General features: G+C 71.2%; 19 protein-coding genes. 6 read left to right on the top strand and 13 right to left on the bottom strand.

The genetic code is table 11. The features are described from left to right. Positions 1-269: 269 nt before the first annotated feature. Complete coding sequence (locus WMF28_RS07985) at positions 270-1,034, bottom strand: SDR family oxidoreductase (protein WP_437601508.1); 765 nt, start codon at positions 1,032-1,034, stop codon at positions 270-272. 159 nt (positions 1,035-1,193) lie between these two features. Between WMF28_RS07985 and WMF28_RS07980 the strand changes: the two genes are divergently transcribed. Continuing rightward, on the top strand, positions 1,194-1,616 hold the full coding sequence (locus WMF28_RS07980) for a hypothetical protein (protein WP_437601507.1): 423 nt from the start codon (positions 1,194-1,196) through the stop codon (positions 1,614-1,616). 47 nt (positions 1,617-1,663) lie between these two features. On the opposite strand, the gene WMF28_RS07975 is transcribed toward WMF28_RS07980, so the two are convergent. From WMF28_RS07975 to WMF28_RS07965, 3 genes are read right to left on the bottom strand one after another with little or no spacing between them, the layout of a single operon-like run. Further along, entirely contained in the window at positions 1,664-2,326 is a 663-nt protein-coding gene (locus WMF28_RS07975; RefSeq protein WP_437601506.1) for a sigma-70 family RNA polymerase sigma factor, read from the bottom strand. 2 nt (positions 2,327-2,328) lie between these two features. Continuing rightward, positions 2,329-2,571, bottom strand: coding sequence for a hypothetical protein (locus tag WMF28_RS07970; protein ID WP_437601505.1), 243 nt, complete (start codon positions 2,569-2,571; stop codon positions 2,329-2,331). A 59-nt stretch (positions 2,572-2,630) separates the two neighbouring features. Beyond that, complete coding sequence (locus WMF28_RS07965; RefSeq protein WP_437601504.1) at positions 2,631-3,137, bottom strand: hypothetical protein; 507 nt, start codon at positions 3,135-3,137, stop codon at positions 2,631-2,633. A gap of 210 nt (positions 3,138-3,347) precedes the next feature. Here WMF28_RS07965 and ftsH point away from each other — a divergent pair, with 210 nt between their 5' ends. After that, complete coding sequence (ftsH, locus tag WMF28_RS07960) at positions 3,348-5,168, top strand: ATP-dependent zinc metalloprotease FtsH (protein WP_437601503.1); 1,821 nt, start codon at positions 3,348-3,350, stop codon at positions 5,166-5,168. A 33-nt stretch (positions 5,169-5,201) separates the two neighbouring features. On the opposite strand, the gene lepB is transcribed toward ftsH, so the two are convergent. Then, positions 5,202-5,936, bottom strand: a complete 735-nt coding sequence (lepB, locus tag WMF28_RS07955) for a signal peptidase I (protein ID WP_437601502.1) — start codon at positions 5,934-5,936, stop codon at positions 5,202-5,204. Between the two features lie 47 nt (positions 5,937-5,983). On the opposite strand from lepB, the gene WMF28_RS07950 reads away from it, so the two are divergent. The 3 genes from WMF28_RS07950 (at position 5,984) to WMF28_RS07940 (ending at position 10,232) form a co-directional block, all read left to right on the top strand. After that, a complete protein-coding gene (locus tag WMF28_RS07950) occupies positions 5,984-6,838 on the top strand; it encodes a shikimate dehydrogenase (RefSeq protein WP_437601501.1) in 855 nt (284 codons plus the stop codon). A gap of 144 nt (positions 6,839-6,982) precedes the next feature. After that, on the top strand, positions 6,983-8,026 hold the full coding sequence (locus WMF28_RS07945; RefSeq protein WP_437601500.1) for an arginine N-succinyltransferase: 1,044 nt from the start codon (positions 6,983-6,985) through the stop codon (positions 8,024-8,026). Positions 8,027-8,147: 121 nt separating this feature from the next. Next, positions 8,148-10,232 carry an FAD-dependent oxidoreductase gene (locus tag WMF28_RS07940; RefSeq protein ID WP_437601499.1) on the top strand — a complete coding sequence of 695 codons (2,085 nt, stop codon included), beginning with the start codon at positions 8,148-8,150 and terminating at the stop codon, positions 10,230-10,232. Here WMF28_RS07940 and WMF28_RS07935 read toward each other — a convergent pair. The 7 genes from WMF28_RS07935 to WMF28_RS07905 all read right to left on the bottom strand — a co-directional run bounded on the left by WMF28_RS07935 (position 10,221) and on the right by WMF28_RS07905 (position 19,167). Next, complete coding sequence (locus WMF28_RS07935) at positions 10,221-10,955, bottom strand: ABC transporter ATP-binding protein (protein ID WP_437601498.1); 735 nt, start codon at positions 10,953-10,955, stop codon at positions 10,221-10,223. The two genes, WMF28_RS07940 and WMF28_RS07935, sit on opposite strands and share 12 nt — an antisense overlap. A gap of 7 nt (positions 10,956-10,962) precedes the next feature. Next, the gene (locus WMF28_RS07930) at positions 10,963-13,128 is read right to left on the bottom strand and encodes an FtsX-like permease family protein (RefSeq protein ID WP_437601497.1); all 2,166 of its coding nucleotides are present in this window, start codon (positions 13,126-13,128) and stop codon (positions 10,963-10,965) included. Further along, the gene (gene lysS, locus WMF28_RS07925) at positions 13,125-14,837 is read right to left on the bottom strand and encodes a lysine--tRNA ligase (RefSeq protein WP_437601496.1); all 1,713 of its coding nucleotides are present in this window, start codon (positions 14,835-14,837) and stop codon (positions 13,125-13,127) included. Before lysS ends, WMF28_RS07930 begins: the two co-directional genes overlap by 4 nt. After that, a protein-coding gene (prfB, locus tag WMF28_RS07920) for a peptide chain release factor 2 (protein WP_437601495.1) occupies positions 14,834-15,977 on the bottom strand; the annotation gives its coding sequence in 2 pieces (ribosomal slippage) (positions 14,834-15,907 and positions 15,909-15,977; 1,143 coding nt in all). The genes lysS and prfB overlap by 4 nt, the downstream gene beginning before the upstream one ends. Before the next feature lie 199 nt (positions 15,978-16,176). After that, positions 16,177-16,596 (bottom strand): hypothetical protein, encoded by a 420-nt coding sequence (locus tag WMF28_RS07915; RefSeq protein ID WP_437601494.1) that lies wholly within the window; start codon positions 16,594-16,596, stop codon positions 16,177-16,179. Positions 16,597-16,856: 260 nt separating this feature from the next. Beyond that, positions 16,857-17,384, bottom strand: a complete 528-nt coding sequence (locus WMF28_RS07910) for a hypothetical protein (protein ID WP_437601493.1) — start codon at positions 17,382-17,384, stop codon at positions 16,857-16,859. A gap of 73 nt (positions 17,385-17,457) precedes the next feature. Beyond that, positions 17,458-19,167: a DUF885 domain-containing protein gene (locus WMF28_RS07905; protein WP_437601492.1), complete on the bottom strand. Its 1,710-nt coding sequence runs from the start codon at positions 19,165-19,167 to the stop codon at positions 17,458-17,460. Between the two features lie 115 nt (positions 19,168-19,282). Between WMF28_RS07905 and WMF28_RS07900 the strand changes: the two genes are divergently transcribed. Beyond that, positions 19,283-20,434 carry a S1C family serine protease gene (locus tag WMF28_RS07900; RefSeq protein WP_437601491.1) on the top strand — a complete coding sequence of 384 codons (1,152 nt, stop codon included), beginning with the start codon at positions 19,283-19,285 and terminating at the stop codon, positions 20,432-20,434. Between the two features lie 74 nt (positions 20,435-20,508). Here WMF28_RS07900 and WMF28_RS07895 read toward each other — a convergent pair whose 3' ends face one another. Further along, the gene (locus WMF28_RS07895) at positions 20,509-23,736 is read right to left on the bottom strand and encodes an efflux RND transporter permease subunit (protein WP_437601490.1); all 3,228 of its coding nucleotides are present in this window, start codon (positions 23,734-23,736) and stop codon (positions 20,509-20,511) included. Between the last annotated feature and the right edge of the window lie 38 nt (positions 23,737-23,774).

The raw sequence follows: 23,774 nt of genomic DNA, 5'->3' as shown, positions 1-23,774 counted from the left end.
ACGGGTAGATTGATATTGAACATAGCTTTCAACATCGACGCGTCAAGCGAGAATGTTTCGTGGGCGGATCTCCGGGGTGGCTCGTGGTCCGGGGCGGGGCGAGAACGCAGGGACGCGGCAGGACGGCATGGGACGCGGCAGGACGGCATGGGACGCGGCAGGACGGCCGGGACGCGGCAGGACGGCCGGGACGCGGCAGGACGGCCGGGACGCGGTGGGTGTACGCAGGGACGCGGTGGGTACGCAGGGACGCCGCCGCGACGGCGGCGTCACATCGTGAGGCCGCCGTCGACGTCGATGCAGCGGCCGTTGAAGTACTCGCACTCGATCACGAAGCGCACGGCCTGCCAGATGTCCTCGGGCACGCCGATGCGGCCGACCGGGATCATGGCGACCAGGGCGTCGCGCGCCTTCTGGTGCATGCCCTGCGTCATGGGCGTCTCGATCATGCCGGGCGCGACCGCGCCGACGCGGATGCCGAACGGCGCGAACTCGAGCGCCCACGTCTTCGTGTTCGCCGCGAGCGCGCTCTTCGCGGCGGTGTAGTTCGACTGGCCGCGGTTGCCGTGGCGCGCGATGGAGCTGATGTTGACGATGACGCCCTTCTGCTCGGTCTCGACCATCTTCGCGACGACCTCGCGGACCATGAGCGTGGCGCCCGTCAGGTTGACGTCGATGACGGCCTGCCACTGCGCCGCGCTCAGCTTGACGACCGCGCCCGTCTGGCGGTCCTTCTTGACCAGGAGGCCGTCCCGCAGGATGCCGGCGTTGTTCACGAGGCCGTTCAGGCCGCCCATCGCCCCGTGCGCGAAGCGGACGAACGCCTCGACCTCCGCCTCCACCGCCACGTTGAAGGGCCGCGCGTGGACCTTCCCGGGGAGCCCCTGGCTCGCCTCGACCAGCGACGCGAGCCCCTCCTCGTTCACGTCGCCCGCGGCGACCTGGCCCCCGAGCTCCGCGAGCCGCAGCGCATAGTGACGACCCAGCCCCTGGGCGGCGCCTGTGACGACAAACCTCGTGTCCTCGAGTCGCATGATCGCATTCCTCCAGGGATCGCTCCCGACCGGTGTCTCGACGGCGCGTCTACCACGGCGCTGCCACGCGGCGGCGGTCGACCTCGCGGCGCGCCGCGTTCCCCCGCGTCGCGCGCAGTAGGCGCTTGCGCCGGGTCGCATCGATGTTATTCAGCGCCCATGAGGTCGATCGCACTCGCCGCCGCCGTGTGCGCCGGCACCCTGACGCTCGCACCGGCCTGTAACCGCACTCCCCCCGTCCCCGAGACCTCCGATCCGACAGGCAAGGATCTGGTCGTCGGCGCCGTGGTCGCGGCCACCGAGAAGGTCGGAGGGATCCGCATTTACAAGATCGTCGAGGTGGAAGACCTGCCCGAGCCGTTCGGGCGAGACCTGCACATGATCGCCTACGATCCCAAGGTGCAGACCTTCCAGGAGGCCGCGGAGCTCCGCCGCAAAGGGCAGCTGACCGTCGCGATGGACCACATGATGGTCCGGCTCGTGAACTTCATGCCGCGCGACCACCGCGTGATCAGCAACGAGCCGGTCAGCGACGACGAGCGGGCCCCGTATCTCCGCTCGGTCAACAGCCGGCAGCGCTGACGGCGGTCCGTCGATAGGGACACGACGCGCCCGCGCCTCGGCGCGCGTCAGCGCAGGGTGCGGAGCAGCTCGCCCAGCCGCTCGATGGCCTGAGTGTGCAGGCGGCTCGCCCAGCTCTTGCTGATCCCGAGATCCTGCGCGATCTGATCGAAGCGCTCGTCGTCGAAGTAGTGGCGCTCGACGAGGGCGCGCTCGCGCTCGGGGAGCTCGCGCACGGCGTGCCGCACGGCCTGCGCGAGCTCGGCGCGCGAGGCGCGCTCCTCGGGGCTGTCGGCGGCGTCCGGGACCGCGGCGACGTCGCCCTGGGCCGAGAGCAGGCCGAGCGCCATCGCGGCCGCGTGCCCGGCGAGCAGGCCGCCGAGCCGCGCGGCGTAGGCCTCCTGCGTGGCAGGCGCGTCGTCGTCCGCGCCGCGCCCCTCCGCGAACCGCGCCGACGCAGCGAGCGCGCTGGCCCGCGCGGCCGCGGATCGCCAGCGCGTCTCCCGCCGGATGCCGTCGAAGATCGCCCAGCGGATCTTCCTCTTGGCGTACGCCTCGAACGTGGATCGGCTCGGATCGTGCGTCCGCACCACATCGAGCAGCGCCGGGTGCCCGAGCGCGACGAGGTCCTCGACCGGGATGCGGCGGCCCAGACGGCGCGCGATGCGCTTCGCGACCAGCCGGAGCAGGTCGAGTCCCTCGGCGAGCAGCCGGTCTTCCGCAGTGCGCACCGCTAACCCGCCTTGGCGCGCCCCGCTGCGCCGAGCACCCCGAAAGCCCGCTCGCCGCTCTCGTCGACCTCGCGCGGTTGCGCGCGCCGGAGGAGGCGGATCGCCTCCTCGTCGTGCAGCAAGACCTCCGCGAGCTGCTCGCGCATCCACGCGACCTCTTGCGCCGGCAGGCGACCCACGTAAGGCGCCACGGCGGCGTCGACCTGAGCGGCGATCCAGGGGTCGTCGAGGAGCGAAGCGTCCATGCGGGGCCACATTATATCTGCATCGAGCGCGCCGTCATCCGGCGCGCGCCGCGGAGGCGTCACTTGGCCGGCGGCGGCGCGTTGAGGCAGGCCTCGAACGCCCTGACGCTCCGCGCGTCGAACGCGCACTTGAGGGACCTCGGATCGACGTGCTTGCCGACGTTCTGCTCGCACGCCTGCGCATACTGCTCCCCGAGGGTGGCCGCGACCGCGTCGATCTTCTTCTCGGTCTCGCCCCGCTGCTCCGGCGTCAGCTTGGCGCTCAGCGCCGCGACCTGCTCCGTGCGCGTGAGCGCCGTGAGCTGCTTGCCGAGATCCACGCAGTCGCCATGCATGAGCGCATAGTCGTCGGGCACCGAGTCGTCGCGCCGCGGCGCCGCCGGCGCCGCGGACGGCGTCGTCGCAGCGGGCTCCGCCTCCGGCGCCTCGACGCCCAGGGCGGCCTCCGGCGTAGGCTCGGCGCCCGGCGCGGGCTCCTCCGGCCGCGCGGGCTCGGGCTGCTCGGCCGGAGGTGGCGGAGCCCCGCCGCACCCGAACAGCAGCATCGTCAACGGACCCGTGATCAAGAAAAGAGCTCTCCCCATGCGACCAGGGTTGATCGGTTCGCGCCGTGCGTCCATGCCGCGCCGGGCGCGCTCGGCGCGGCTCATGGATCGAGCCCTCCCACGGCTTGCCTCCGACGGTCCACTGGCCGCCTTGGCAGGCTCCGTGCAGGGCGCACCGTGGCGACGGGCCGTGCCTGCGGGCAACGTCCCCTGTCCGCGCGGAGGCGAGCCATGCGGTCGATCTGGATTGTTCTCGTCATGGTGCTCGGCTCGGCGCTGCTGCTTCAGGTGGTGGCGGCGTCCGACAGCCGCATTCCTTACGCGCGCTTCCGCTCGCTCGCGGAGAGCGGAGAGCTCGCCGCGGTCGAGATCCGGGACGGCGTGTACATCGGGCGAACGGTGCCCGGACTGAGCGCGAGCGCGCCGCGGAGCTACCGCACGGGGCGCATCGAGCCGACCGAGAAGGATCTGCTCGCCGACCTCGACCGGCGAGGAATCCCGTACACGCGCGTCGCGGACGAGCGGGGGCTGCTGCCGTACCTCTGGCTGGCGCTGCCGCTCGCCGCGCTGGTCGCGATGGTCCACCTCGCGTCGCGGCGGGCGACGGCGGCAGGGAACGTGTCGAGCGCCGCGACAGCGTTCGGCAAGAACAAGGCGCGGCTCTACGAGGAGCGGGGGGCGACGGCGACGTTCCGCGACGTCGCGGGCAGCGCCGAGGCGAAGGCCGAGCTCGGCGAGATCGTCGACTTCCTCAAGGCGCCCGAGCGCTACGAGAAGCTCGGCGGCCGGATGCCCAGGGGGGTGCTCCTGGTGGGGCCGCCCGGCACGGGCAAGACGCTGCTGGCGCGGGCGATCGCGGGAGAGGCGAGCGTCCCCTTCTTCAGCGCGTGCGGGTCGGAGTTCGTGGAGATGTTCGTCGGCGTCGGCGCCGCGCGCGTGCGCGACCTCTTCTCCCAGGCGCGCGAGAAGGGGACCTGCCTCGTGTTCATCGACGAGCTCGACGCGGTCGGCAAGGCCCGCGGCATCGGCGGCTCCGTCGGCGGCCATGACGAGCGCGAGCAGACGCTCAACCAGCTCCTGACCGAGATGGACGGGTTCGACGCGCGCACGGCGATGATCGTGCTCGCCGCGACGAACCGCCCCGAGATCCTCGATCCGGCGCTCCTCAGGGCGGGGCGGTTCGACCGCCGGGTGCACGTCGACAGGCCCGACCTCGCCGAGCGGAGGGAGATCCTCGCGGTGCACGGGAAGAAGGTGGTGCTCGATGCGGACGTGGACCTCGACGCCGTGGCCGCGCAGACCGCGGGGCTCGTCGGGGCCGACCTGGCGAACATCGTCAACGAGGCGGCGCTGCTCGCGGCGCGGCGCAGGGCGGCCGCGGTGAGGCAGAGCGACATGGAGGCCGCGATCGAGCGCGGGATCGCGGGGATCGAGCGGCGGGGCCGGCGGCTCGGAGCGCGCGAGAAGCTCGTGGTCGCCTACCACGAGGTGGGGCACGCGCTGACCGCCACGCTGCTGCCGACGCAGGACCCGGTGCGCAAGGTGTCGATCGTGCCGCGCGGGGCGGGGGCGCTCGGGTACACGATGCAGCAGCCGCGCGAGGACCGTTACCTGTGGAGCCGGCAGGAGATCCTCGACCGGCTCGTCGTGCTGCTCGGCGGGCGCGCCGCCGAGGCGGAGGCCGTCGGGGACCTGTCGACCGGCGCGCAGGACGACCTGCTCAACGCGACGGAGCTCGCGCGCCGCATGGTGCGCGAGCTCGGGATGGGCCAGGGGGTGGGGCTCTCGGCGCTGGAGCCGCGCCGGCCGCTGTCGTTCCTGGGCGAGCCGCGGGGCGCGCCCGCACCGGGCGCGGGGCGGGAGTGCAGCGACGCGACCGCGCGCGAGATCGACGCGGAGGTCGCGCGGATCCTCGCGGACGCGGAGGCGCGGGCGCGCGCGATGATCCAGGGGCGCCGCGCGACGCTCGAGCGCATCGCCGCGAGGCTGTACGAGGTCGAGACCCTGAGCGGCGACGAGATCAGGGCGATGATGACGAGCGGCGAAGCGTAGGTCCGCGGCGCTCGGTCGACGCTCAGTCGACGCTCAGTCGACGCTCAGCAGGGCGCGGGACAGGTCGAAGCCCTCGGCGTCGTGGTGATAGACGACGCTGAGCACGCGGCCGCGGACGAGCTCCCTCGGCACCGCCCCCATCGCCCGGCTGTCGAGCGAGGCGGCGCGGTTGTCGCCCATCACGAAGAGGTGGTCCGGAGGCACGACGACCGGCCCGAACGCGGCGAGGTCGGGCTCGCCCGCCGCGTGCGTGACCGATCCGAGGTGCTCCACCCGCGTGCCGTCCCCGAGCTGCTCGATCGCCTGCGCCGCGCCGTCGACGTACAGCAAGCCTCGCCGGAGCATCACCGTCTGCCCAGGGAGCGCGATCACGCGCTTGACGAGGAGGGTGGAGCCGCCGCGCGGATCCGCGAAGAGCACCACGTCGCCGGCGCTCGGCCCGCTGCGCTCGAACAGGTAGCGATCCGTGAGCGGAACACGAACCCCGTAGGCGACCTTGTCGACGAGGATGCGATCGCCCGGGGCGATCGTCGGCCACATCGAGCCGGTGGGCACATGGTACTGGTCCGCGAGGGTCGAGCGACCCAGCGTGAGGATCACGAGGGCCGCGAGGACCTTGAAGAGGCTCCGGGCGAGCGGCGCGACCGTCCGGTAGGCGCGCCGCGCGAACGCGCGATCGGATCGGGGCACGATCAGGCCGGCCTTGACGGGCTGGAGGCACGCTGTCGCAGCCTCCGCCGCCGGCCCGGGGGAGCTGGGTTCGCTCATCGCTGGCGGGGCTAGCATCCGCGCCGGAGACAGGCCAGCTTCGCTGCATGCACGGCTGTACTTCGTCGACTGCATCGTTCTCCCAGGAGCTGGGCCGCGTCACACTCTGCGGATCAATGTCGCGTCATCCGGTATCGACAGGGGCCGCCATGCACCTCGCCGGCTACCGCGCGCTGGGGCTCGAATTTACCTATATCCCTTTTGCGGTGACCGATGTTGAAGGCGCGACGCGCGGGATGCGGGCGCTCGGGATCCGCGGCCTGGGTGTGTCGATGCCCTACAAGCAGGCGGTAATTCCATTGCTGGACGAGATCGATCCCGTCGCCGCGCGGATCGGCGCGGTGAACACCATCGTCAACGACGACGGGCGCCTCCGGGGCTACAATACCGACTGGATCGGCGCGGTGCGGGCGCTCGAGGAGGTGACGCCGCTCGAAGGCGCGCGGGTGCTGCTCCTCGGCGCGGGCGGGGCGGCGCGCGCGGTCGCGTTCGGGCTCGCGGAGCGCGGCGCCCGCGTCACGGTCGCGAACCGCGATCTCGAGAAGGCGCGGCAGCTCGCGGCGGCGGTCGGCGGCGCGGCCGCGCCGCTCGACGCGGACGGCGGGGAGGCGCTCTCGCCCGACCACGACGTCCTCGTCAACGCGACGTCGCGCGGCATGGCCGAGGTCGACCCGCGGAGCCCTGTCCCGGAAGAGGCGTTGCGGGAGGGCCTCCTGGTGATGGACATCGTGTACAAACCGATGATCACGGAGCTGGTGGAGGCAGCGCGGCGGCGCGGGGCCACCGCCGTTCACGGCGGGAGGATGCTCCTCCACCAGGCAGCAGAGCAGTTCCGGCTCTACACGGGGCGGGAGCCGCCGCTCGACGTCATGGACGAGGCGCTCCGCGCTCAGCTCGGCTGACGCGCGCAGCCCGCCGGGCCGACTCCGCTGTCCGGCCCACCGGCGCGGCCAGGCGGCGCGGCGCGCGACGACCGCTGTTGTAGGCCTCGATCGCCGCATCCGGAGCAATGGCGAAGCGCGAGCGCCACGCGTAGGCTTCACCCGATGATCTCGTTTGAAATACGCGCAGCCGTGACCGGCGACGAGGAGCAGCTCCTCTATGTCGCGCGCCACCTGAACTCGGTCAACCTGCCGAACAACCGTGACGCAATCCACGAGATCGTCGCCGAGAGCCACAGGAGCTTCAGCGGGGCGATCCAGGACCCCCGTCTCCGCCAATACGTGTTTGTGCTCGTCGACCGGACGAAGGGCGACAAGGGCATGATCGTCGGCACCTCGATGATCATCGCGCAGCTCGGCCGGCGCGGCATCCCGTACATCTTCTTCGACGTGTTCGACGAAGAGAAGTACTCGGCCACGATCGACAAGCACTTCCATCATACCGTGCTGCGCATCGGCTACTCGTACAGCGGCCCCACGGAGATCGGCGGACTCGTGCTCATGCCGGACTACCGGCAGGGGCCCGAGCGGCTCGGCACGATGATCTCGTATGTTCGCTTCCTCTACATGGCCGCGCGCCCCGACCTGTTCCAGGAGGAGATCCTCGCGGAGCTGATGCCCCCGCTCGAGCCGGATGGAACAAGCCACCTCTGGGAAGCGCTCGGGCGCAAGTTCACCGACATGAGCTATGCCGAAGCAGACCTCCTCTCCAAGAAGAACAAGGAGTTCATCAAGGGGCTCTTCCCGGAAGGGACCATCTACGCTTCGCTGCTGCCCGAGGACGCGCAGCGCGTGATCGGAAAGGTGGGGTCGCAGACCCGGGGGGTGGAGAAGCTCCTGCGCCGCATCGGCTTCCGCTACGCCCACAGGGTCGACCCGTTCGACGGGGGGCCGCACTTCACCGCCCGCATGGACGAGATCTCGCTCGTGAGCGACACGCGCCGAGCGAAGGCAGGCCGCCCGTTCGCGCCGAGCCCGTCGGACCCGAAGGGCATCGTCGCGATCGAGCGCCCGGACGCCCCCTATTTCCGCGCGGTCGCCGCGCACTTCCGCGACGAGGGAGAGCGCGGCCTGGCGATCGCCGAGGACGCCTGGGACCACCTCGCGCTTCAGCCCCGCGCGCCGATCTGGGCCCTGCCCATGCCGTGATCGGCGACGCCTGCGCGCTTCGTCCGGAACGCGCAGGACCGAGCGGACCGGACCACCTTGCATCGTGACGATTCTATTGCTACAGAATTAACAGAAACTTTCGCAAGGGGTTCGGACGACCATGACCCTGGGATTGGACCTCGATTTCAGGCGCTGGCCCGCGCTGGAGCGGAGGGGGCGCTCGGCCGGGGCGGCGCAGCAGGCGGAGGGCGGCGCGGAGAGCGCGCCTCGGACAGGGGGCGGCGCGGGTGAGGGGCCCGCGCTCTCGGAGCGGGAGCTGCGCATCGCCGCCGCGCTCGCCGAGGCGGCGATGCCGGCCGGCCGCTTCCTCGAGGGCGCTGGGGCGGCGACCGCCACCCGCCTCGCGGCCTGGCTCTCCTCGATCCCGCCGCACCTCGCGAAGGGGCTGCGCGCGGCGCTGTGGGCCATCGAGCTCGCCCCGGTGCCGATGCGGCTCAGGCCGCTGTCGGCGCTGCCGCTCGAGGAGCGGATGGAGGTGCTCCGCAGCTTCGAGCAGAGCCGGGCGCTGGCGCTGCGCTCGCTGCTCCGCGCCGTGCTCACGCCGCTCAGGTTCATCCACTACGACCGGCCCGAGATGTTCGAGCACGTCGGCTGCCGCTACGAGCTGCCCACGGTGCGCGATGAGGCGCCCCGCTGGCTCTCGCAGGTGACGAACGGGCGCGAGGTCGAGGAGGACCTGGAGCTCGAGTGCGAGGTGCTCGTGATCGGCACCGGGGCCGGCGGAGCGGCCGCCGCCTACGAGCTCGCGTCGCGAGGACACGCGGTGCTCATGATCGAGGAGGGCGACTACCACCGCCGCTCGAGCTTCACCGGGCGGCCCGCGCGGGCGTACCGGGAGATGTACCGCGACCACGGGCTCGACATGGCGATCGGCAACGTGGGCATCCCGGTGTTCGCGGGGCGCGCCGTCGGAGGGAGCACCGTGATCAACTCCGGCACCTGCTACAGGGCTCCGGAGAGCACCTTCGCTTCGTGGCGGGACGGCATGGGGATGCCGGCGGAGTTCTCGTCCGACGGGCTCGCCCCCTACTACGAGCGCGTCGAGCGCATGCTCCAGGTCGCCCCCGCCGATCCGCTGCACCTCGGGGCGATCGGGCCGATCGTCCGGCGCGGCGCGGAGCGGCTCGGCCTCCGGCACGGGCCGCTCCAGCGCAACGCGCCGGACTGCGATGGGCAGGGGCTCTGCTGCTTCGGCTGCCCCACCGGGGCCAAGCGCTCGACCGACGTGAGCTACGTGCCCGAGGCGCTGAAGCGGGGCGCGCAGCTCATCACGGCGGCGCGCGTCAGGACGATCGACATCGTGGCGGGCCGCGCGCGCGGGGCGACGGCTGTGCTCGGCGGCGACGCGAGGGCCGGCGGTCGCGCGCCGAGCGGCGCCAGGCGGCGGAGGCCGCGGCTCGTGGTCAGGGCGGAGGCCGTCGTGGTGGCCGGCGGCGCGCTGATGACGCCGCTGCTGCTGCGCCGGAGCGGGGCATGCCTCTCGAGCGGCATGCTGGGGAAGAACCTGTCGATCCACCCGGCGTCGAAGGTGATGGCGCTCTTCGACGAGCGAATCGACCAGTGGCAAGGCATCCCGCAGGGCTACCAGATCGATCACTTCGCCGATGAAGGGCTGATGTTCGAGGGAGGCTCGCTCCCGTTCGACGTCGCGGCGCTGGCCGTTCCCTGGACAGGGCATCGCTACACGGAGCTCATGGAGCGATACCCGCACCTCGCGACCTTCGGGTTCATGATCAAGGACACGAGCCGCGGCGAGGTGAGGCCCGGGCTCGGCGGTACGCCGCTCGTGCTCTACACGATGAACCAGGAGGACGTCGCGAAGATGCAGCGCGGGATCGAGACGCTCTGCGAGGTGTTCCTGGCCGCGGGGGCGCGGCGGGTCCTGCCGCTCGTCGCCGGCTGCGACGAGGTGAACGGCCCCGCCGACCTGGAGCGGCTCAAGGCGCGGCAGATCAAGGCAGGGGACCTCGACGTGGCCGCGTTCCACCCGCTCGGGACATGCCGTATCGGGGTCGATCCGCGGTCGTCGTGCCTCGGGCCGGACCACCAGGCGCACGACGTCGCCGGCCTCTACGTGTGCGACGGGAGCGCGATCCCCTCGTCGCTCGGCGTGAACCCGCAGATGACCATCATGGCCATGTCGTTGCGCGCAGCCGAGCTCCTGAGCGAGCGCCTATCCGGCTGAGCCGCCGCGGTACCCGGCGGCCGCGGCGCGCTCGCTGCCGATGCGGTCGCTCTCGATGGCCCCGTCGCGCATGGTCACCACGCGCGGCATCGACTCGGCGAAGCTGAGGTTGTGCGTCACCACGACGATCGTTGTGCCGTGCTTGCGGTTCATCTCGAAGAACAGCTGGTGGATCGAGTCGCTCGTCGCGGTGTCGAGGTTCCCGGTCGGCTCGTCGGCGAGGAGGAGCTTCGGCGACAGGACGAGCGCCCGCGCCAGGGCCACCCGCTGCTGCTCGCCGCCCGACAGCTCCCCGGGCCGGTGCGTCGCGCGCTCCGCGAGCCCGACCTCGGCGAGCAACGAGCGCGCGAGCGGCTCCATATCGCGGCGGGTCTTCCCCTGGATGAGGCCCGGCATCATCACGTTCTCGACCGCGTTGAACTCGGGGAGCAGGTGATGGAACTGGAAGACGAAGCCGATCATCCGGTTCCGGATCGCCGCGAGCCGCGAGCTCGCGAGGCCGGTGAGCTCGTCGCTGCCGAGGCGGATGCGGCCGCTCGTCGGGAGGTCCAGCGTGCCGATGCAGTGGAGGAACGTGCTCTTGCCCGCCCCGGAGGGGCCCACGAACGCCACGACCTCGCCCTGGTTGATGACGATATCGATGCCGCAGAGCACGTGGAGCTCGCGCCCCATGTGAACGAACGTCTTGCGGAGATCTTCGACGACGACGAGCGGAGTGGACATGGAGGGATTACTCGTAACGGAGCCCGTCGACCGGAGAGAGCTTCGAGGCGGCGCGGGCCGGGTAGAGGGTGGCGATGGTGCAGATGAGCAGCGCCGCCGCCGCGACCATCGCATAGTCGGAGCCGTTCACGTTCACGGGCAGCCGGTCGATGTAATAGACGTCCGGATCGAGCCGGACGCCGAACCAGGACAGGCCCGTGCAGGCGGCGAGCGCGGTGCCGACGCCGTAGACGGTGCCGATGGCGCCGATGATGACGCCCTCCAGCATGAACACGCGCATCACCGCGTTGTCCGAGGCGCCGAGCGCCTTCAGGACGGCGATCTCCTTGCCCTTCTCCGTCACCATGAGGAGCAGCGTGCACACGATGCAGAAGCTCGCGACCGCGATGGCGATGGACAGGATGATGAACGTCGCGATCTTCTCCAGCTTGAGCGCGCTGAAGAGGTTCTTGTTCATCTCCATCCAGTCGCGGACGCGGAGCTTCGGCGGCGGCTTGCCGCCCTCCGGCGGCGCCTCGTCCAGCGCAGCGCTCGCGGCGATCGCCGCCTCGACGGCCGGTCGGACCTCCTGCACCCGCTCGGGATCCGGGACCCGGATGTCGATGTGGGTGATCTTGTCCTCGAGGCTGAAGAACTTCTGCGCCTCCTCCATCAAGACGTACGCGTGCGTGACGTCGTACTCGTACATGCCACTATAGAAGATCGCCGCGACGCGGAACCTGCGGGAGCGCGGCATCACGCCGGTGGGGCCGAGCTCGCCCATGGGTGACAGGAGGGTCACCTCGTCCCCGACGAGCACGTGGAGCGACTTCGCGAGCTCCCGGCCGATGATGACGCCCGGGTACATGCGCGTCTGCTGCTTCAGGTAGTCGCGCACCGACGGGTCGACGTCCGACGGCTGGCGGAAGTCCGGCCCCTTGAAGTACGGCTCTCCGCCCGGGCCCCGGCCGATGATCTCCTCGGGGGGCAGGCTCGTCAGCTTCTCGGGGTCGCGCAGGTAGTCGAAGCTGCCGACCTCGATGTTCTTGGCGAGGTCGATGACCTGTCCGATGGTATCCGGATCGATGCCACGGACGAGGGCGCCGGCGGTGTTCGAGGCGCTGGAGCCCATCGCCTCGCCGGCCACGACGGGCGTCGCGGCGGCTCCATAGGGCGCGAGCGCGACGCGCACCTGGGTGAGCTTGTCGTCCCAGTCGCCGAAGCCGCCGGGGCGGCTGACGTCGACGACCATGTGCGCGTTGTTGCCGAGGATCTTGCGCTTCAGGTCGGCGCCGAAGCCGCCCATGATGCTCGTCACCGAGCACAGGGCGCACGAGCTGACGCCGACCCCGGCCATCGACAGGACCGAGATGACCGTGAGGAAGCCGCTCTTCGAGGCGCGCACGTGGCGCGCGCCCACGTAGGGCACGAAGCTCCGGCGCTCGAGCGCGTCGAGGATGAGCGGCAGGAGCGCCGAGAGCACGAAGAACAGGAAGATGACGCTCGAGACGAGCGCGGTGAAGCGGATGATCTGATCGGCGGCGTTGACCGACGCGAGCCGCCCCGTGGGCATCCTGGACGTGAGCGCCGCGGTGACCCCGAACGTCACGCCCACGAGCGCGCCCCACCACCAGACGAGCGCGCGATACAGCCCCTTGCGGACAGGGCGGCTCCCGGCGACCAGATAGCCCACGCCCACGCCGGACAGGAGGCCTCCGAGGATCCACTTAGAGGTCGGCTGGATGGGCAGGACCGCGCCCCAGAGGACGACGAGCGCGAGCGCGGCGAGGAGGGACGTCGCGCCGAGCGCCCTGAGCCCCGCGCGGACCCTGGACCCCCTCCTGCCGGAGAGCCACCTGGCGTTCTCCGTATCCGTTCCGGCCCGGAACAGCCGGAGGACGCCCCCCAGGACCAGCGCGGCGACGAGCTTCGCGATCCCCTCGGAGTTGCTGGAGAAGAAGGCGCCGACGAACGCGAGGCCCTTCGAGTGCCCGCTGGACGTGATGAGCGTGAGCGCGAGCAGGCTGGCGCCCGCGAGCGCGACCACGAGCCCGATACGCGCGACGACGGGGCGCCGCGGCTCCTGCTCGCCCTTCTTGTCGAAGCGGGTGGCGCCGCGCCATACGAGCAGGAGGACACCCAGCGCCACGGCGGCGAGGAGCGCGACCTGCAAGGGTCTGGAGAGCTCGATCACGCGTCGGTCTCGGGGCGGAGGAGGGGGAACAGGATGACGTCGCGGATCGACGTCGCGCCGGTGAGGAGCATCGCCAAGCGATCGATCCCCATGCCGAAGCCCGCCGTCGGCGGGAGGCCGTGCTCGAGGGCGCGGACGTAGTCGGCGTCGTAATCCATCGTCTCCTCCTCGCCCCGCGACTTCTTGGCGACCTGCGCGCGGAAGCGCGCGTCCTGGTCCTCGGGATCGTTGAGCTCGCTGAAGGCGTTGCAGAGCTCACGGCCCTCGATGAAGAGCTCGAAGCGATCGACGAGCGCAGGATCGCTGTCCTTCTTGCGCGCGAGCGGGGAGACCTCGAAGGGATAGTCGATGATGAAGACGGGGACGCTCTTGTCGCCCGCCTCGGTGCGGTAGTCCTTCGTGAGGAACGGCTCGACCACGTACTCGTAGGCGCAAAAGACGAGCTCCCCGGGCGACTCGCACTTCTTCGCGCCCGAGCGGAAGTTCGTCCAGTCGATCTCGCGCCCGCTCGCCTTCGCGGCCTTCGCCCACTCCTTGATCGGGGCGTCGTCCGCGGCGACGCGCTGCGGGACGTCGGCCGGGAGCCCCGCCTTCGCCAGGGCGCGGGCGATCCCCTCGGCCATGGGGACGCGCGCGAAGCGATCGAGCGAGAACGCGCGCCCGGCCGCCCAGGCGGCGTGCTCGGCCGGGAGGCGCTCGGCGAGGCGGGCGTCGACGTGGCGGAGCATCGCCTCGGTCGCGTCCATCAGGGTCTCGTACGTCGCGTACGCCTGGTAGTACTCGAGCATCGTGAACTCGGGGTTGTGCCGCGTCGACAGCCCCTCGTTCCGGTAGCAGCGCGCGATCTCGTAGACGCGCTCGAAGCCGCCGACCACGAGCCGCTTCAGGAAGAGCTCGGGCGCGATGCGCATGAAGAGCTCGAGGTCGAGCGCGTTGTGGTGGGTCTTGAACGGCTTCGCCGCCGCGCCGCCGACGAGCGTGTGCATCGTCGGGGTCTCGACCTCGAGGAAGCCGCGCGCGTCGAGGAACTCGCGCAGCGCGGCGACGATCGCGCTGCGGGCGCGGAAGACCCCCGCGACGTGCGGGTTGGCCACGAGGTCGACGTACCGCATGCGGTAGCGCGACTCGACGTCCTTGAAGCTCGTCTTGGTCGGCAGCGGGCGGTAGGCCTTCGTGAGCAGCCGGAGGCGCCCTGCGCGGATCGAGAGCTCCCCCTTTTGCGTGGCCATCGCGACGCCGTGGGCCTCGACGAAGTCGCCGAGATCGATCTCCTCCAGCCGCTCGAAATCGGCGAGGCTCCCCTGCTCGCAGATGAGCTGGAGCTCGCCGGTCCGATCGCGCAGCCGCACGAACGTGACGCCGCCGAACGAGCGCACGAAGAGGACCCGGCCCGCGACGCGGAACGGGTGCGGCTCGACGCGCGCCGGGTCGTAGCGGTCCCCGGCGGGCCGGTCCGGCGCCGCGCCCTCCGGCCTGGGCTCGGCCGCGAGCCGCGCCCCGTCGAAGCGGGCGCGGACGGCCGCGAGCTCGACGAGCGGCTCGCCCGCCGTGACGTCGTTGGCGAACGGGTTCTCGCCGCGGGCGCGGAGGCGCGCCGCCTTCGCCTTGCGGGTGGCGATCAGCGTCTCCTCGGCGCGCGCGGCCTCGGCGGCGTCCTTCGCCAACCGCTCGGTCTTCCTGTCGTTCGGTCTGTCTTTTTGCTGGCTCACAGAGCGTCGTCCTGCGCGACCGAGCCGCCCTTCTTGAGCGAGCCGCCGGCCGCGGCGAGCAGATAAGCCTCGATGAAGCCATCGAGATCGCCGTCGAGGACAGCGTCCACGTCGGTGGCGTCGATGGAGGTGCGGACGTCCTTGACGAGCCTGTAGGGCGCGAGGACGTAGTTCCTGATCTGGCTGCCGAAGTTGATGGCGCTCTTCCCGGCGTTGTAGGCCTGGACCTCGGCCTCCCGCTTCTGGAGCTCCATCTCGTACAGCTTCGCCTTGAGGACCTTCATCGCCATCGCGCGGTTCTGGTGCTGGCTGCGCTCGGCGCGGCACACGATGTTGAGGCCGGTCGGGAGGTGGCGCAGGCGAACGGCGGTCTCCACCTTGTTCACGTTCTGCCCGCCCTTGCCGCCGGCGCGCATCGTCGTGATCTCGATGTCCTTCTCGTTGACCTGGATGTTGATCTCGTCGTCGCTGTCCGGGGTGACCTCGACGGCGGCGAACGCGGTCTGGCGGGTGTGATCGGCGTTGAACGGGCTCATCCGCACCAGACGGTGGACGCCGGCCTCGGAGCGCAGGTAGCCGTAGGCGGCGTCGCCGGTCACCGTGAAGGTGACGGCGTCGATGCCGGCCTCGTCGCCGTCCTGGTAGTCGATGATCTCCGTCTTGTAGCCCCGGCGCTCGCAGAAGCGCAGGTACATGCGGAGGAGCATGGATGCCCAGTCCTTCGCGTCGGTGCCGCCCGCGCCCGGGTGGATGCTGACGATGGCGTTGCCGCGGTCGGCGGGGCCGGACAGCATGCGATCGAGCTCGACCTTGCGCAGGCGCGCCGCGATGGCGTCGGCCTGCGTGTCGGCGTCGGCGATGACGCCCTCGTCGCCCTCGGCCGCGCCGAGCTCCAGGTACTCCGCGAGATCCTCGATCTCGCGGCCGAGCTTCTGCGCCAGCTCGAGCTTCGACTCGACCTGGGTGCGCTTGCGGAGGACGGCTTGGGCTTTTTCCTGATCGTTCCAGAACCCGGGCGACAGCGTCGTCTGGGTCAGATCCTGGAGCATCCGTTCGAGCTTAGGGACGTCAAAGATGCCCCCTTAGCGCCTCAAAGCGCCTTTTGATGTCCAGGACTTTCTCGCGGGTCTCGGAGAGCATGGCCGGGGATCTATTCGATCTCGGCGGCGATCGCCAGGAGAGACCGTCCCGCGCGCGCGGACCGCGGCAGCCCGCGCCGGGGCGCGGTGGCGAGGCCGCGGGTTGACGCAGCGCACGCAGCACGCGGGCCGCGATGCGCTCCGGCTCGAGCAGGGGTCGGACCGGGGACAGATCTCCGGACGACGCGGCGGAGCGCCGGTCAGATAGGCTGAGCTCTCGACGCCTGGCGCCGTCCGTGAACCGCGTCTCGGATGGTCCTCATGGAAACCGGGGGAGGAGGCGCCGAGCTGCTGAGCGCGCCGTCGAGGTAGCGACCCAGGAGCTCGGTCAAGGCGATGGCGGTGATCGCGTTGGAGAAGAGACCGGCGACCGGGACGAGGCCGAGCGTGAAGTTGGCGAAGAGCCGCACGGCAGCTCCGCCCCAGATGATCTTGCTCACCTGCAGCCACGGAGCCCCGAGGAGCGGCGCGCCCCGCGCCCGCGTCAGCGACACGGAAAAGTAGTAATGGATGGGAACCACGATCAGCTCATCTGCGCCGGGAATGGGCTGCGTGACGAAGCTCGTCACTGCGGTGATGGCAGAATACTTGTTGGTCATCCGGCGGATCTTCGGTTCCATCAGCCGTATATACGGCGCGGAGTCAGCCACCGGGAGGCCCGGACGAGCCCGTCCGGCTCGCGGTGCGACGCGCGAAGTCGAGGACGAATCGCGCTCGACCAGAACGAAGCACCGGAGTCGGGGCGCCGCCTTCGAGAGAGAGCGACGAAGTGAGATCCCCCGGCGCACGGTAGAACGAGCTACGGATCGAACCAGCGCGAGCTCCGGAAACACCGTCTCGCGCTCTCCGCGTCCTGGCGGCATCTCCAGCGCTGCCAGCGCTACGGATCCAGCCCTTCCCTGCAGGCGACCCTGAGCTCGGCGAGCTCGGCGACGAGCGACTCCCGCTCGCTCCGCCACGCCGGTGAGTCGTCCGCGGCGTCACGGCGGCGGAGGTGCTCGCGCGCCTCGTCCCAGAGCGGGCGCGGAGGATCCAGCGGGGGCACGCGCCGGCGCACGGCGTCCGTCAGGCGGAGCACGCGCTCGACGCGGGACAGCGCCTCGCCGAGCGGCACCTCGCCGGCCTTGCAGCGCCGGAGCAGGCCGCACTCGTAGCTGCTGCACACGGAGAAGCGCGTCTCGTAGACGGTGCACCTCCGGTCGAGGTGACAGGGGCACGGCAGCCTGAAGGCGTCGTGGTACTGGTTGCACGCGAGCGGCAGGCGCAGCTTCTCGGCGAGCGGGAGCTCCTGCTCCTCGAGCGGCGCGACGTCGAAGAGCAGCCCCGTGCAGCACAGACCGCACGCGGTGCACAGATCCGAGCCGCTCGGCCGCGCCTCGGGGATCTCGCTCGCGGGGGGAGAGCTCACCCGCCTCGATTGGCACGCTCGCGACCGCGCGTCGAGCCGCGACGCGGGCGGGCGAGCCACGTCCAAGGCGCGCTCAGGTCGCGTCGTCGAGGACGAGCTCGCGCAGGTGGTCGAGCCCGACCGACCCGGAGCCGATCACCTTGGCGTGAAACGCCTTCAGATCGAAGGCCTCGCCCTGCCGGCGCCGCAGCGCCTCGCGCAGCTCCAGGACGACCCGCTCGCCGACCTTGTAGGAGATCGCCTGCCCCGGCCAGCCGAGATAGCGCGTCGCCTCGCTGTGCGCGTACTCCGGCGCGAGGAAGGCCCGGCGGTGGAGGTACTCGACCGCGGTCTCGTAGCGCCACGGCTCCCCGGCGTGGAGCGGGGCGTGCCGGGGGATCGGCAGCTCGAGGTGCATGCCGATGTCGAGGACGACGCGGTAGGCGCGCGTGAGCTTGCCCGAGAGCATCCCGAGCACGTAGTCGGGGCGCTCGAAATAGCCGAGCTCGTACATCAGCTGCTCGGCATAGAGCGCCCACCCCTCGGCGTAGCCGGAGCACGTCACCAGGAAGCGGTGGAGCCGGCTCAGCCGGTCGTCGAGGTGCACCTGAAGCGCGCACTGCAGGTGATGGCCGGGGAATCCCTCGTGGTACGCGGTGGTGATCTCCTCGTAGAGCGGGAACTCCTGCTTCGCGCCAGGGGCGTACCAGACGGTGCCGGGCCGCTTGAAGCCGTCGCTCGGGGGCACGTAGTACGCACCGAGCGCGCCGCCCGGCGGGGCCAGCTTCACCTCGATGTGACGGATGGGCGCGGGGATGTCGAAGTGGACGCCGTCGAGCTCGGCGAGCGCCCTCCGCTGGCGCTCGGACATGATCCGGAGAAACTCGTCGGCGCTGTGCGCGCACCGGGCGGGATCGGTCTTGAGCAGCTCGATCACCTCGGGCAACGACGCGCCGGGAAGGATCTCGCCAGCGAGGCGCGCCATCCGGGCCTCAATGTCGTGCACCTCGGACCACCCCCAGGCGTAGGTCTCGATCGGATCGATGCTCGCGCCGAGGAAGCGGCGCGCCATGCGCAGGTAGCGCTCCTCGCCCACCGCATCCGCGGCGCGCGCGCTCGGCAGGTACGTCTGCTCCAGGTAGCCGGCGAGCGCCCCGAAGGCGGCGCGCGCCCGCTCGGCCCCGGCGGCGAGGCGCGCGCGGCCGGCGTCCGTGGCGCAGCCGGAGGCCTCGTAGGCGGCGGGCAACGTGAGGAAGAACGACGCCTCGCCCACCTGATAGCGGGCCTGCTCGATGACCGCGCGCGCCTGGCGGCGCGCGACGACCTGGCCTGTCCGGCGCCCCTCCTCGAGCGACGCCTGGTAGCTGTCGCAGGCCTGCGGGAGGCCTTCGAGGCGCGACGCGATGGCCTCCCAGCCGGCGGCGCTGCGCACGTCCATGAGGTCGAAGACCATCCGGAGGTGCTGGAATGCCGACTCGATGTTGTTGAGGTCGCGCAGGTGCTCGCCGTGGCGGAAATCGTCGAGCCGCTCGTCCAGGTGATCGGCCATCACACGGCGTGCGAGGCGACCCCACCGCGCCTCCGCCCCGCGCCCAGGCGGCGGCAGCGACCGGAGCCTCTCCTGGAAGGACGCGGCCGTCGAAGCCCAGGACGCGGCGCCGCTCGGGCTCCAGTCGTTCCAGGCGCCGTCGTCGCACGGGATGCCCGCCAGGGTGGCGTGGGCAGGACATTGTGCGGCGAAGGCGTCGACGAACTCGTCGCTGAGGGCGAAGATCGGATCGCGCGCGTCGTGGTCTTGGCTCACCGCGACAGCATAGGCGGCCACGCCGGGATTTTCTCCGTGCACGCGAGACGATCCGTCGGCTCTTCGTTACGCTTGCCGGAGGGAGGCCGCTCACGGGGCGGCCCCGGGGAGCGACATGAACCACCGCAGCCTGCCAGGCGAGCTCCATGACGACGACCGGCGCTCCAGCGCCGCTCCTCCCCGTCCCCGGCCCCAGCCGCGGTCCCGCCGGCCGCGCCTCTCCGGGCTGCTCGCCGCGGCGGCGCTCGCGGCGCTCGGCTGCGGCGCCGGCTCAGGCGGCCAGCCGGCGAGCGCGGCGTCGCAGCCCGCCGCGATGACCCCGGCCCAGATCGCGGCGCGCGCCACGCCGGCGGTCGTCACGATCCGCGGCGACGGCTCGCTGGGGGCGGGCTTCCTCGTCCGCGAGGACGGCTGGATCGCGACGAACTACCACGTCATCGCCGGGATCTCGGATCTCAAGGTGGTCCTCTGGGATCAGAGCGAGCACCCGGTGCTCGAGGTGCTCGCGTTCGACGAGGGCCGGGATCTCGCGATCGTCCGGATCCACGCGCCACGGAGGCTCCCGCTGCTGTCCCTGGGCGACAGCCGCGCGGTCCGCCCCGGTGACCCGGTCGTGGCGATCGGCCATCCGCTCGGCCTGGCGGACACCGTGTCGAACGGCCTCGTGAGCGCGGTCCGCGTGGTCGATCCCGCGCTGACGCTGCTGCAGATCTCCGCGCCGATCGCGCCGGGCTCCTCGGGCGGACCGCTGTTCAACGAGCGCGGCGAGGTGATCGGCGTCGCCGCCGCGGTCGCGACGCAGGGGCAGAACCTCAACTTCGGCGTGCCCGCCGACTACCTCAAGACGCTGCTCGTGCACCCCGACCCCGTCCCGCTCTCGACGTTCGCGGCCGAGACGGCCGACGAGGGGCAAGCGCTGCCGGCGGTCAAGCGCGCGGTGCCCCACCACCGGCTCGCGGTCCTCCGCGGCTGCACCGAGGGTGACCTCCTCGTGCTGGCGCGGACGATGGACGGCGCGATCGAGGTCGGCTCGCCGCTCTACAACCAGGGGGATTTCGCGTCCTGCTATCACATCTACGAGGGCGCCTCGTTCGACATGGAGCGCCGGCTCGGCCGCGCGTGCAGGGGCCCGAAGCAGGCGCTCGCCGAGGGCCGCCGCAAGGCCGCCAGGCTCGACGACGACGCCGCCCAGGCCTGGGCGATGCGCGACGCGTTCGACGGTCTGCTGGATGTGATCCTGCGCAAGGTGCACGGCGACGCGGACTGAGCGGCGGCGCGTCGCGATCGCTCCGGGGGCCGGGCGCGGCGCGCCGCGGCCCGGAGCGCGGCCAGGCGGCGAGGCTAGTCGAGGTGGGCCCCCGCCGGCCGGCCCCCCTCGTGCGCGATCGCGGCGCGCGCCGCGGCGCCGTGAGGCCCCGCCGCGACGCCCCCGTCCCCCGCCGGAGCGACGCCGCCCTCCCCCGCCCCGCGCGGCGCGCCCTGGTCGTCGCTGCCCCGCATGAAGGGCAGGACCCGCTTCAACCACGACGACATGTCGTCGAACAGCGAGTAGGCGACCGGGGTCGCGAGCAGCGTCAGGAGGAGCGCCAGCGACTGCCCGCCGATGATCACGAACCCGGTCGCGCGGTTCGTGCCCGAGCCCGCGCCGCTCGAGGCCACGAGCGGGATCATGCCGGCCACGAACGCGAGCGTGGTCATCAGGATGGGCCGGAGCCTGTCGCGGTTCGCCTCCAGGATGGCCTGCGCGCGCGGCAAGCCGTGCTCGCGCAGCTTGATCGTGTGATCGATCTGGAGGATCGAGTTCTTCTTCACGACGCCGAACAGCACGACGATGCCGAGCAGCGAGAAGATGTTGAGCGACTGCCGGAAGATGATGACCGCAATGAACGCGAACGGCACCGTCAGCGGCAGCGACAGGAGGATCGTGATCGGGTGCAGCCACGACTCGAACTGCGCGGCGAGCACGAGGTACATGAAGACCAGCGACAGGAGCAGGGCGACCAGGAAGCTCTTCATCATCTTGACGAGCTCCTTCGACGCGCCGACGGGGCCGGCGGAGTAGCCGGACGCCAGGTTCAGCTGCGACGCGGCCTTGTCGAGCTCCTGGACGACCGTCTGCTGCGAGTAGCCCGCCTCGAGGTTGGCGGTCAGCATGACCTGCCGCTGGCGGTTGTAGCGCTCGATGCGCGACGGCCCTGTCCCCTCGGTGAACGTCACCACGTTGTCGAGCGTGACCGCGCCGAGCTTCGTCGACGGCACCGTGATCTTCGCGAGGCCCTCCTTGTCGGAGCGGAAGCTCGGCAGCGCGCGCGCGCGCACCTCGTACTGCTCCCCGCCTTCGTTGTAGGTCGACACCTTGTACCCGCCGACCAGGAGGCGCAGGGTGCTGGCGACGTCGCCGACCTGGACGCCGAGATCGGCGGCCTTCTTGCGGTCGATGACCACGCGGATCTCCGGCTTGCCGACGAGCAGCGACGTGTCCGGATCGACGACGCCCGGCATCGCCTTGAGCTTCTGGAGCAGCGTGTCGGAGTACTGGCCGATCCGCTGGAGGTCGGGGCCCTGCACCTGGTACGCGATCTGGGTGTTCTGGCCGCCGGAGAAGGCGGGCACGGGGCCGATGTTCGCCCGGAGCTTCTCCGCATCGAACTTCGGCTGGAGCTCGCGCCGGGCGCGATCGATGAGGTCCTGCTGCGACAGATCGCGCTCGTCCGCGGGCTTGAGCTTCACGTAGATGCTGGCGAGGTTCGGCGTCTTCTGCGGATCGTCGCCGATCGTCGTCAGCGTGTAGACCACGCCCGGGAGCTTCTCGAGGTCCGAGGCGAGCCGCGTGGCGATGACGCGCGTCCCGTCGAGGCTCACGCCCTCGGGCGCGCGCATGCTGACCTGGAACTGCGACTCGTCCTCGATCGGGAGGAAGTTGAACTTCGCGAGGCCGCCCAGCACCGGGATCGAGAGCAGCGCGAGGACCGAGGCGAGCACGATCACCCAGCGGTGCGCCATCGACCAGCGGAGGAGCGCCATGTAGCCGCGCTCGATCGGCCCGTAGAAGCGCGACTCCTTGGAGCTGCCGGCGTCGTGCTTCTCCGGCTTCCGCAGCCACCGCGCCGACAGCATCGGCGTCAGCGTGAAGCTCACGATCAGCGAGACCAGGATCGAGAACGCCATGGTGAGGCCGAACGAGTTCAGGAAGCGGCCGACGATGCCGCTCATGAACGCGACGGGGACGAACACAGCGATCAGCGAGAGCGTCGTCGCGAGCACCGCGGGGCCGATCTCCCGCGTGCCCTGGAGCGCCGCCTCCCACGGGCTCGCGCCCTTTTCCTCGATCCAGCGGTAGCAGTTCTCGAGGACGACGATCGCGTCGTCGATCACGATGCCGACCGCCAGTGTCAGCGCGAGGAGCGTGATCCCGTTGAGCGTGAAGCCCGCCACCTTCATCAGAGCGAACGTGGAGATGATGCTCGTCGGGATGGCGATCGCGGAGATGAGCGTGCTGCGGACGTTCGCGAGGAAGAGCGCGACGATGATCGCGGCGAGCAGCGCGCCGAGCACCAGGTGCTCCTTGACGGCGTTGACCGAGTTCTTGATGAACTCCGACTGATCGCGCGCGATGACGATCTGGTAGCCAGGGGGCAGGCGCTTCTCGACGTCGCTGATCCGCGCCTTCAGCCCGTCGATGACCTCGACGGTGTTCGTCCCGCTCTGCTTGCGGATGCTGAGGAGCACGGCGGGATCGAGGCCGCGGAAGCCGGCGGACTCCGGCTCCGCCATGCCGTCCTGGACGTCGGCGACGTCGCCGAGCCGGACGGAGTAGCCGTCGCGGTCCACGAGCACGATGTCCGCCATCTGCTCGACCGACTGCACGCGGCCGCGCGTCCGCAGGGTGAGCGATCTGCCGCCCTGCTCGATCCGGCCGGCGGGGATCTCGACGTTCTGGCTCGCCAGCGCCTGGGCCACCACGCCGCCGGTCAGCGAGTACTTCTCGAGCTTCTCCGGATCGATCCAGATGTTGATCTGGCGGCTCCGGCCGCCGATGAGCAGCACCTGGCCGACGCCGGCGAGCGACTCCAGCTCACGCCGCAGCGTCTTGTCGGCGAACTCGGTCACCTCGCGGACGCTCGCCTTCGGCGACGAGACGGCGAGCGTGAGGATCGGGGCGGCGTCCGGATCCAGCTTGCCCACGATCGGCGGGTCGATGCCCTCCGGGAGCTCCGCGAGGATGCCCTCGACCTTGTCGCGGACCTCCTGCGCGGCCACGTCGACGTTCTTCTCGAGCTGGAAGGAGATCATGACCTGGCTCAGCCCCTCGACCGACGCGGAGCGCAGCTCGTCGATGCCGCTGATGGTGTTGACCGCCGACTCGATCTTGTCCGAGAGCTCCGTCTCCACCTCCTCGGGCGCCGCGCCGGGGAGGACCGTCGTCACGACGATGAACGGGAACTCGACCTTGGGGAACCGGTCCACGCCGAGGCCGAAGTAGGAGAACGCCCCGAGCACGGTCAGGAGCAGGACGATCACCGAGGCGAACACCGGCCTACGGATGCAGATTGCCGCGAGCCATTGCATGGTCGCTACCTTTCCTCAGTAATGAGACGCGCGTGCGC

Source organism: Sorangium sp. So ce590, assembly GCF_051521365.1.
Lineage (GTDB): Bacteria > Myxococcota_A > Polyangia > Polyangiales > Polyangiaceae > Sorangium.
The sequence above is the reverse complement of the archived record's forward strand: the minus strand, read 5'-3'. Positions and strand labels throughout refer to the sequence as shown.

Bases quoted from the DNA above. Each gene is read 5' to 3' on its own strand.
- lepB (WP_437601502.1), bottom strand. From the start codon at position 5,936: ATGAGCGAACCCAGCTCCCCCGGGCCGGCGGCGGAGGCTGCGACAGCG.
- WMF28_RS07900 (WP_437601491.1), top strand. From the start codon at position 19,283: ATGAACCACCGCAGCCTGCCAGGCGAGCTCCATGACGACGACCGGCGC.
- WMF28_RS07895 (WP_437601490.1), bottom strand. From the start codon at position 23,736: ATGCAATGGCTCGCGGCAATCTGCATCCGTAGGCCGGTGTTCGCCTCG.
- WMF28_RS07915 (WP_437601494.1), bottom strand. From the start codon at position 16,596: ATGGAACCGAAGATCCGCCGGATGACCAACAAGTATTCTGCCATCACC.
- WMF28_RS07980 (WP_437601507.1), top strand. From the start codon at position 1,194: ATGAGGTCGATCGCACTCGCCGCCGCCGTGTGCGCCGGCACCCTGACG.
- WMF28_RS07945 (WP_437601500.1), top strand. From the start codon at position 6,983: ATGATCTCGTTTGAAATACGCGCAGCCGTGACCGGCGACGAGGAGCAG.
- WMF28_RS07985 (WP_437601508.1), bottom strand. From the start codon at position 1,034: ATGCGACTCGAGGACACGAGGTTTGTCGTCACAGGCGCCGCCCAGGGG.
- WMF28_RS07935 (WP_437601498.1), bottom strand. From the start codon at position 10,955: ATGTCCACTCCGCTCGTCGTCGTCGAAGATCTCCGCAAGACGTTCGTT.
- ftsH (WP_437601503.1), top strand. From the start codon at position 3,348: ATGCGGTCGATCTGGATTGTTCTCGTCATGGTGCTCGGCTCGGCGCTG.
- WMF28_RS07940 (WP_437601499.1), top strand. From the start codon at position 8,148: ATGACCCTGGGATTGGACCTCGATTTCAGGCGCTGGCCCGCGCTGGAG.
- WMF28_RS07970 (WP_437601505.1), bottom strand. From the start codon at position 2,571: ATGGACGCTTCGCTCCTCGACGACCCCTGGATCGCCGCTCAGGTCGAC.
- WMF28_RS07950 (WP_437601501.1), top strand. From the start codon at position 5,984: ATGCACGGCTGTACTTCGTCGACTGCATCGTTCTCCCAGGAGCTGGGC.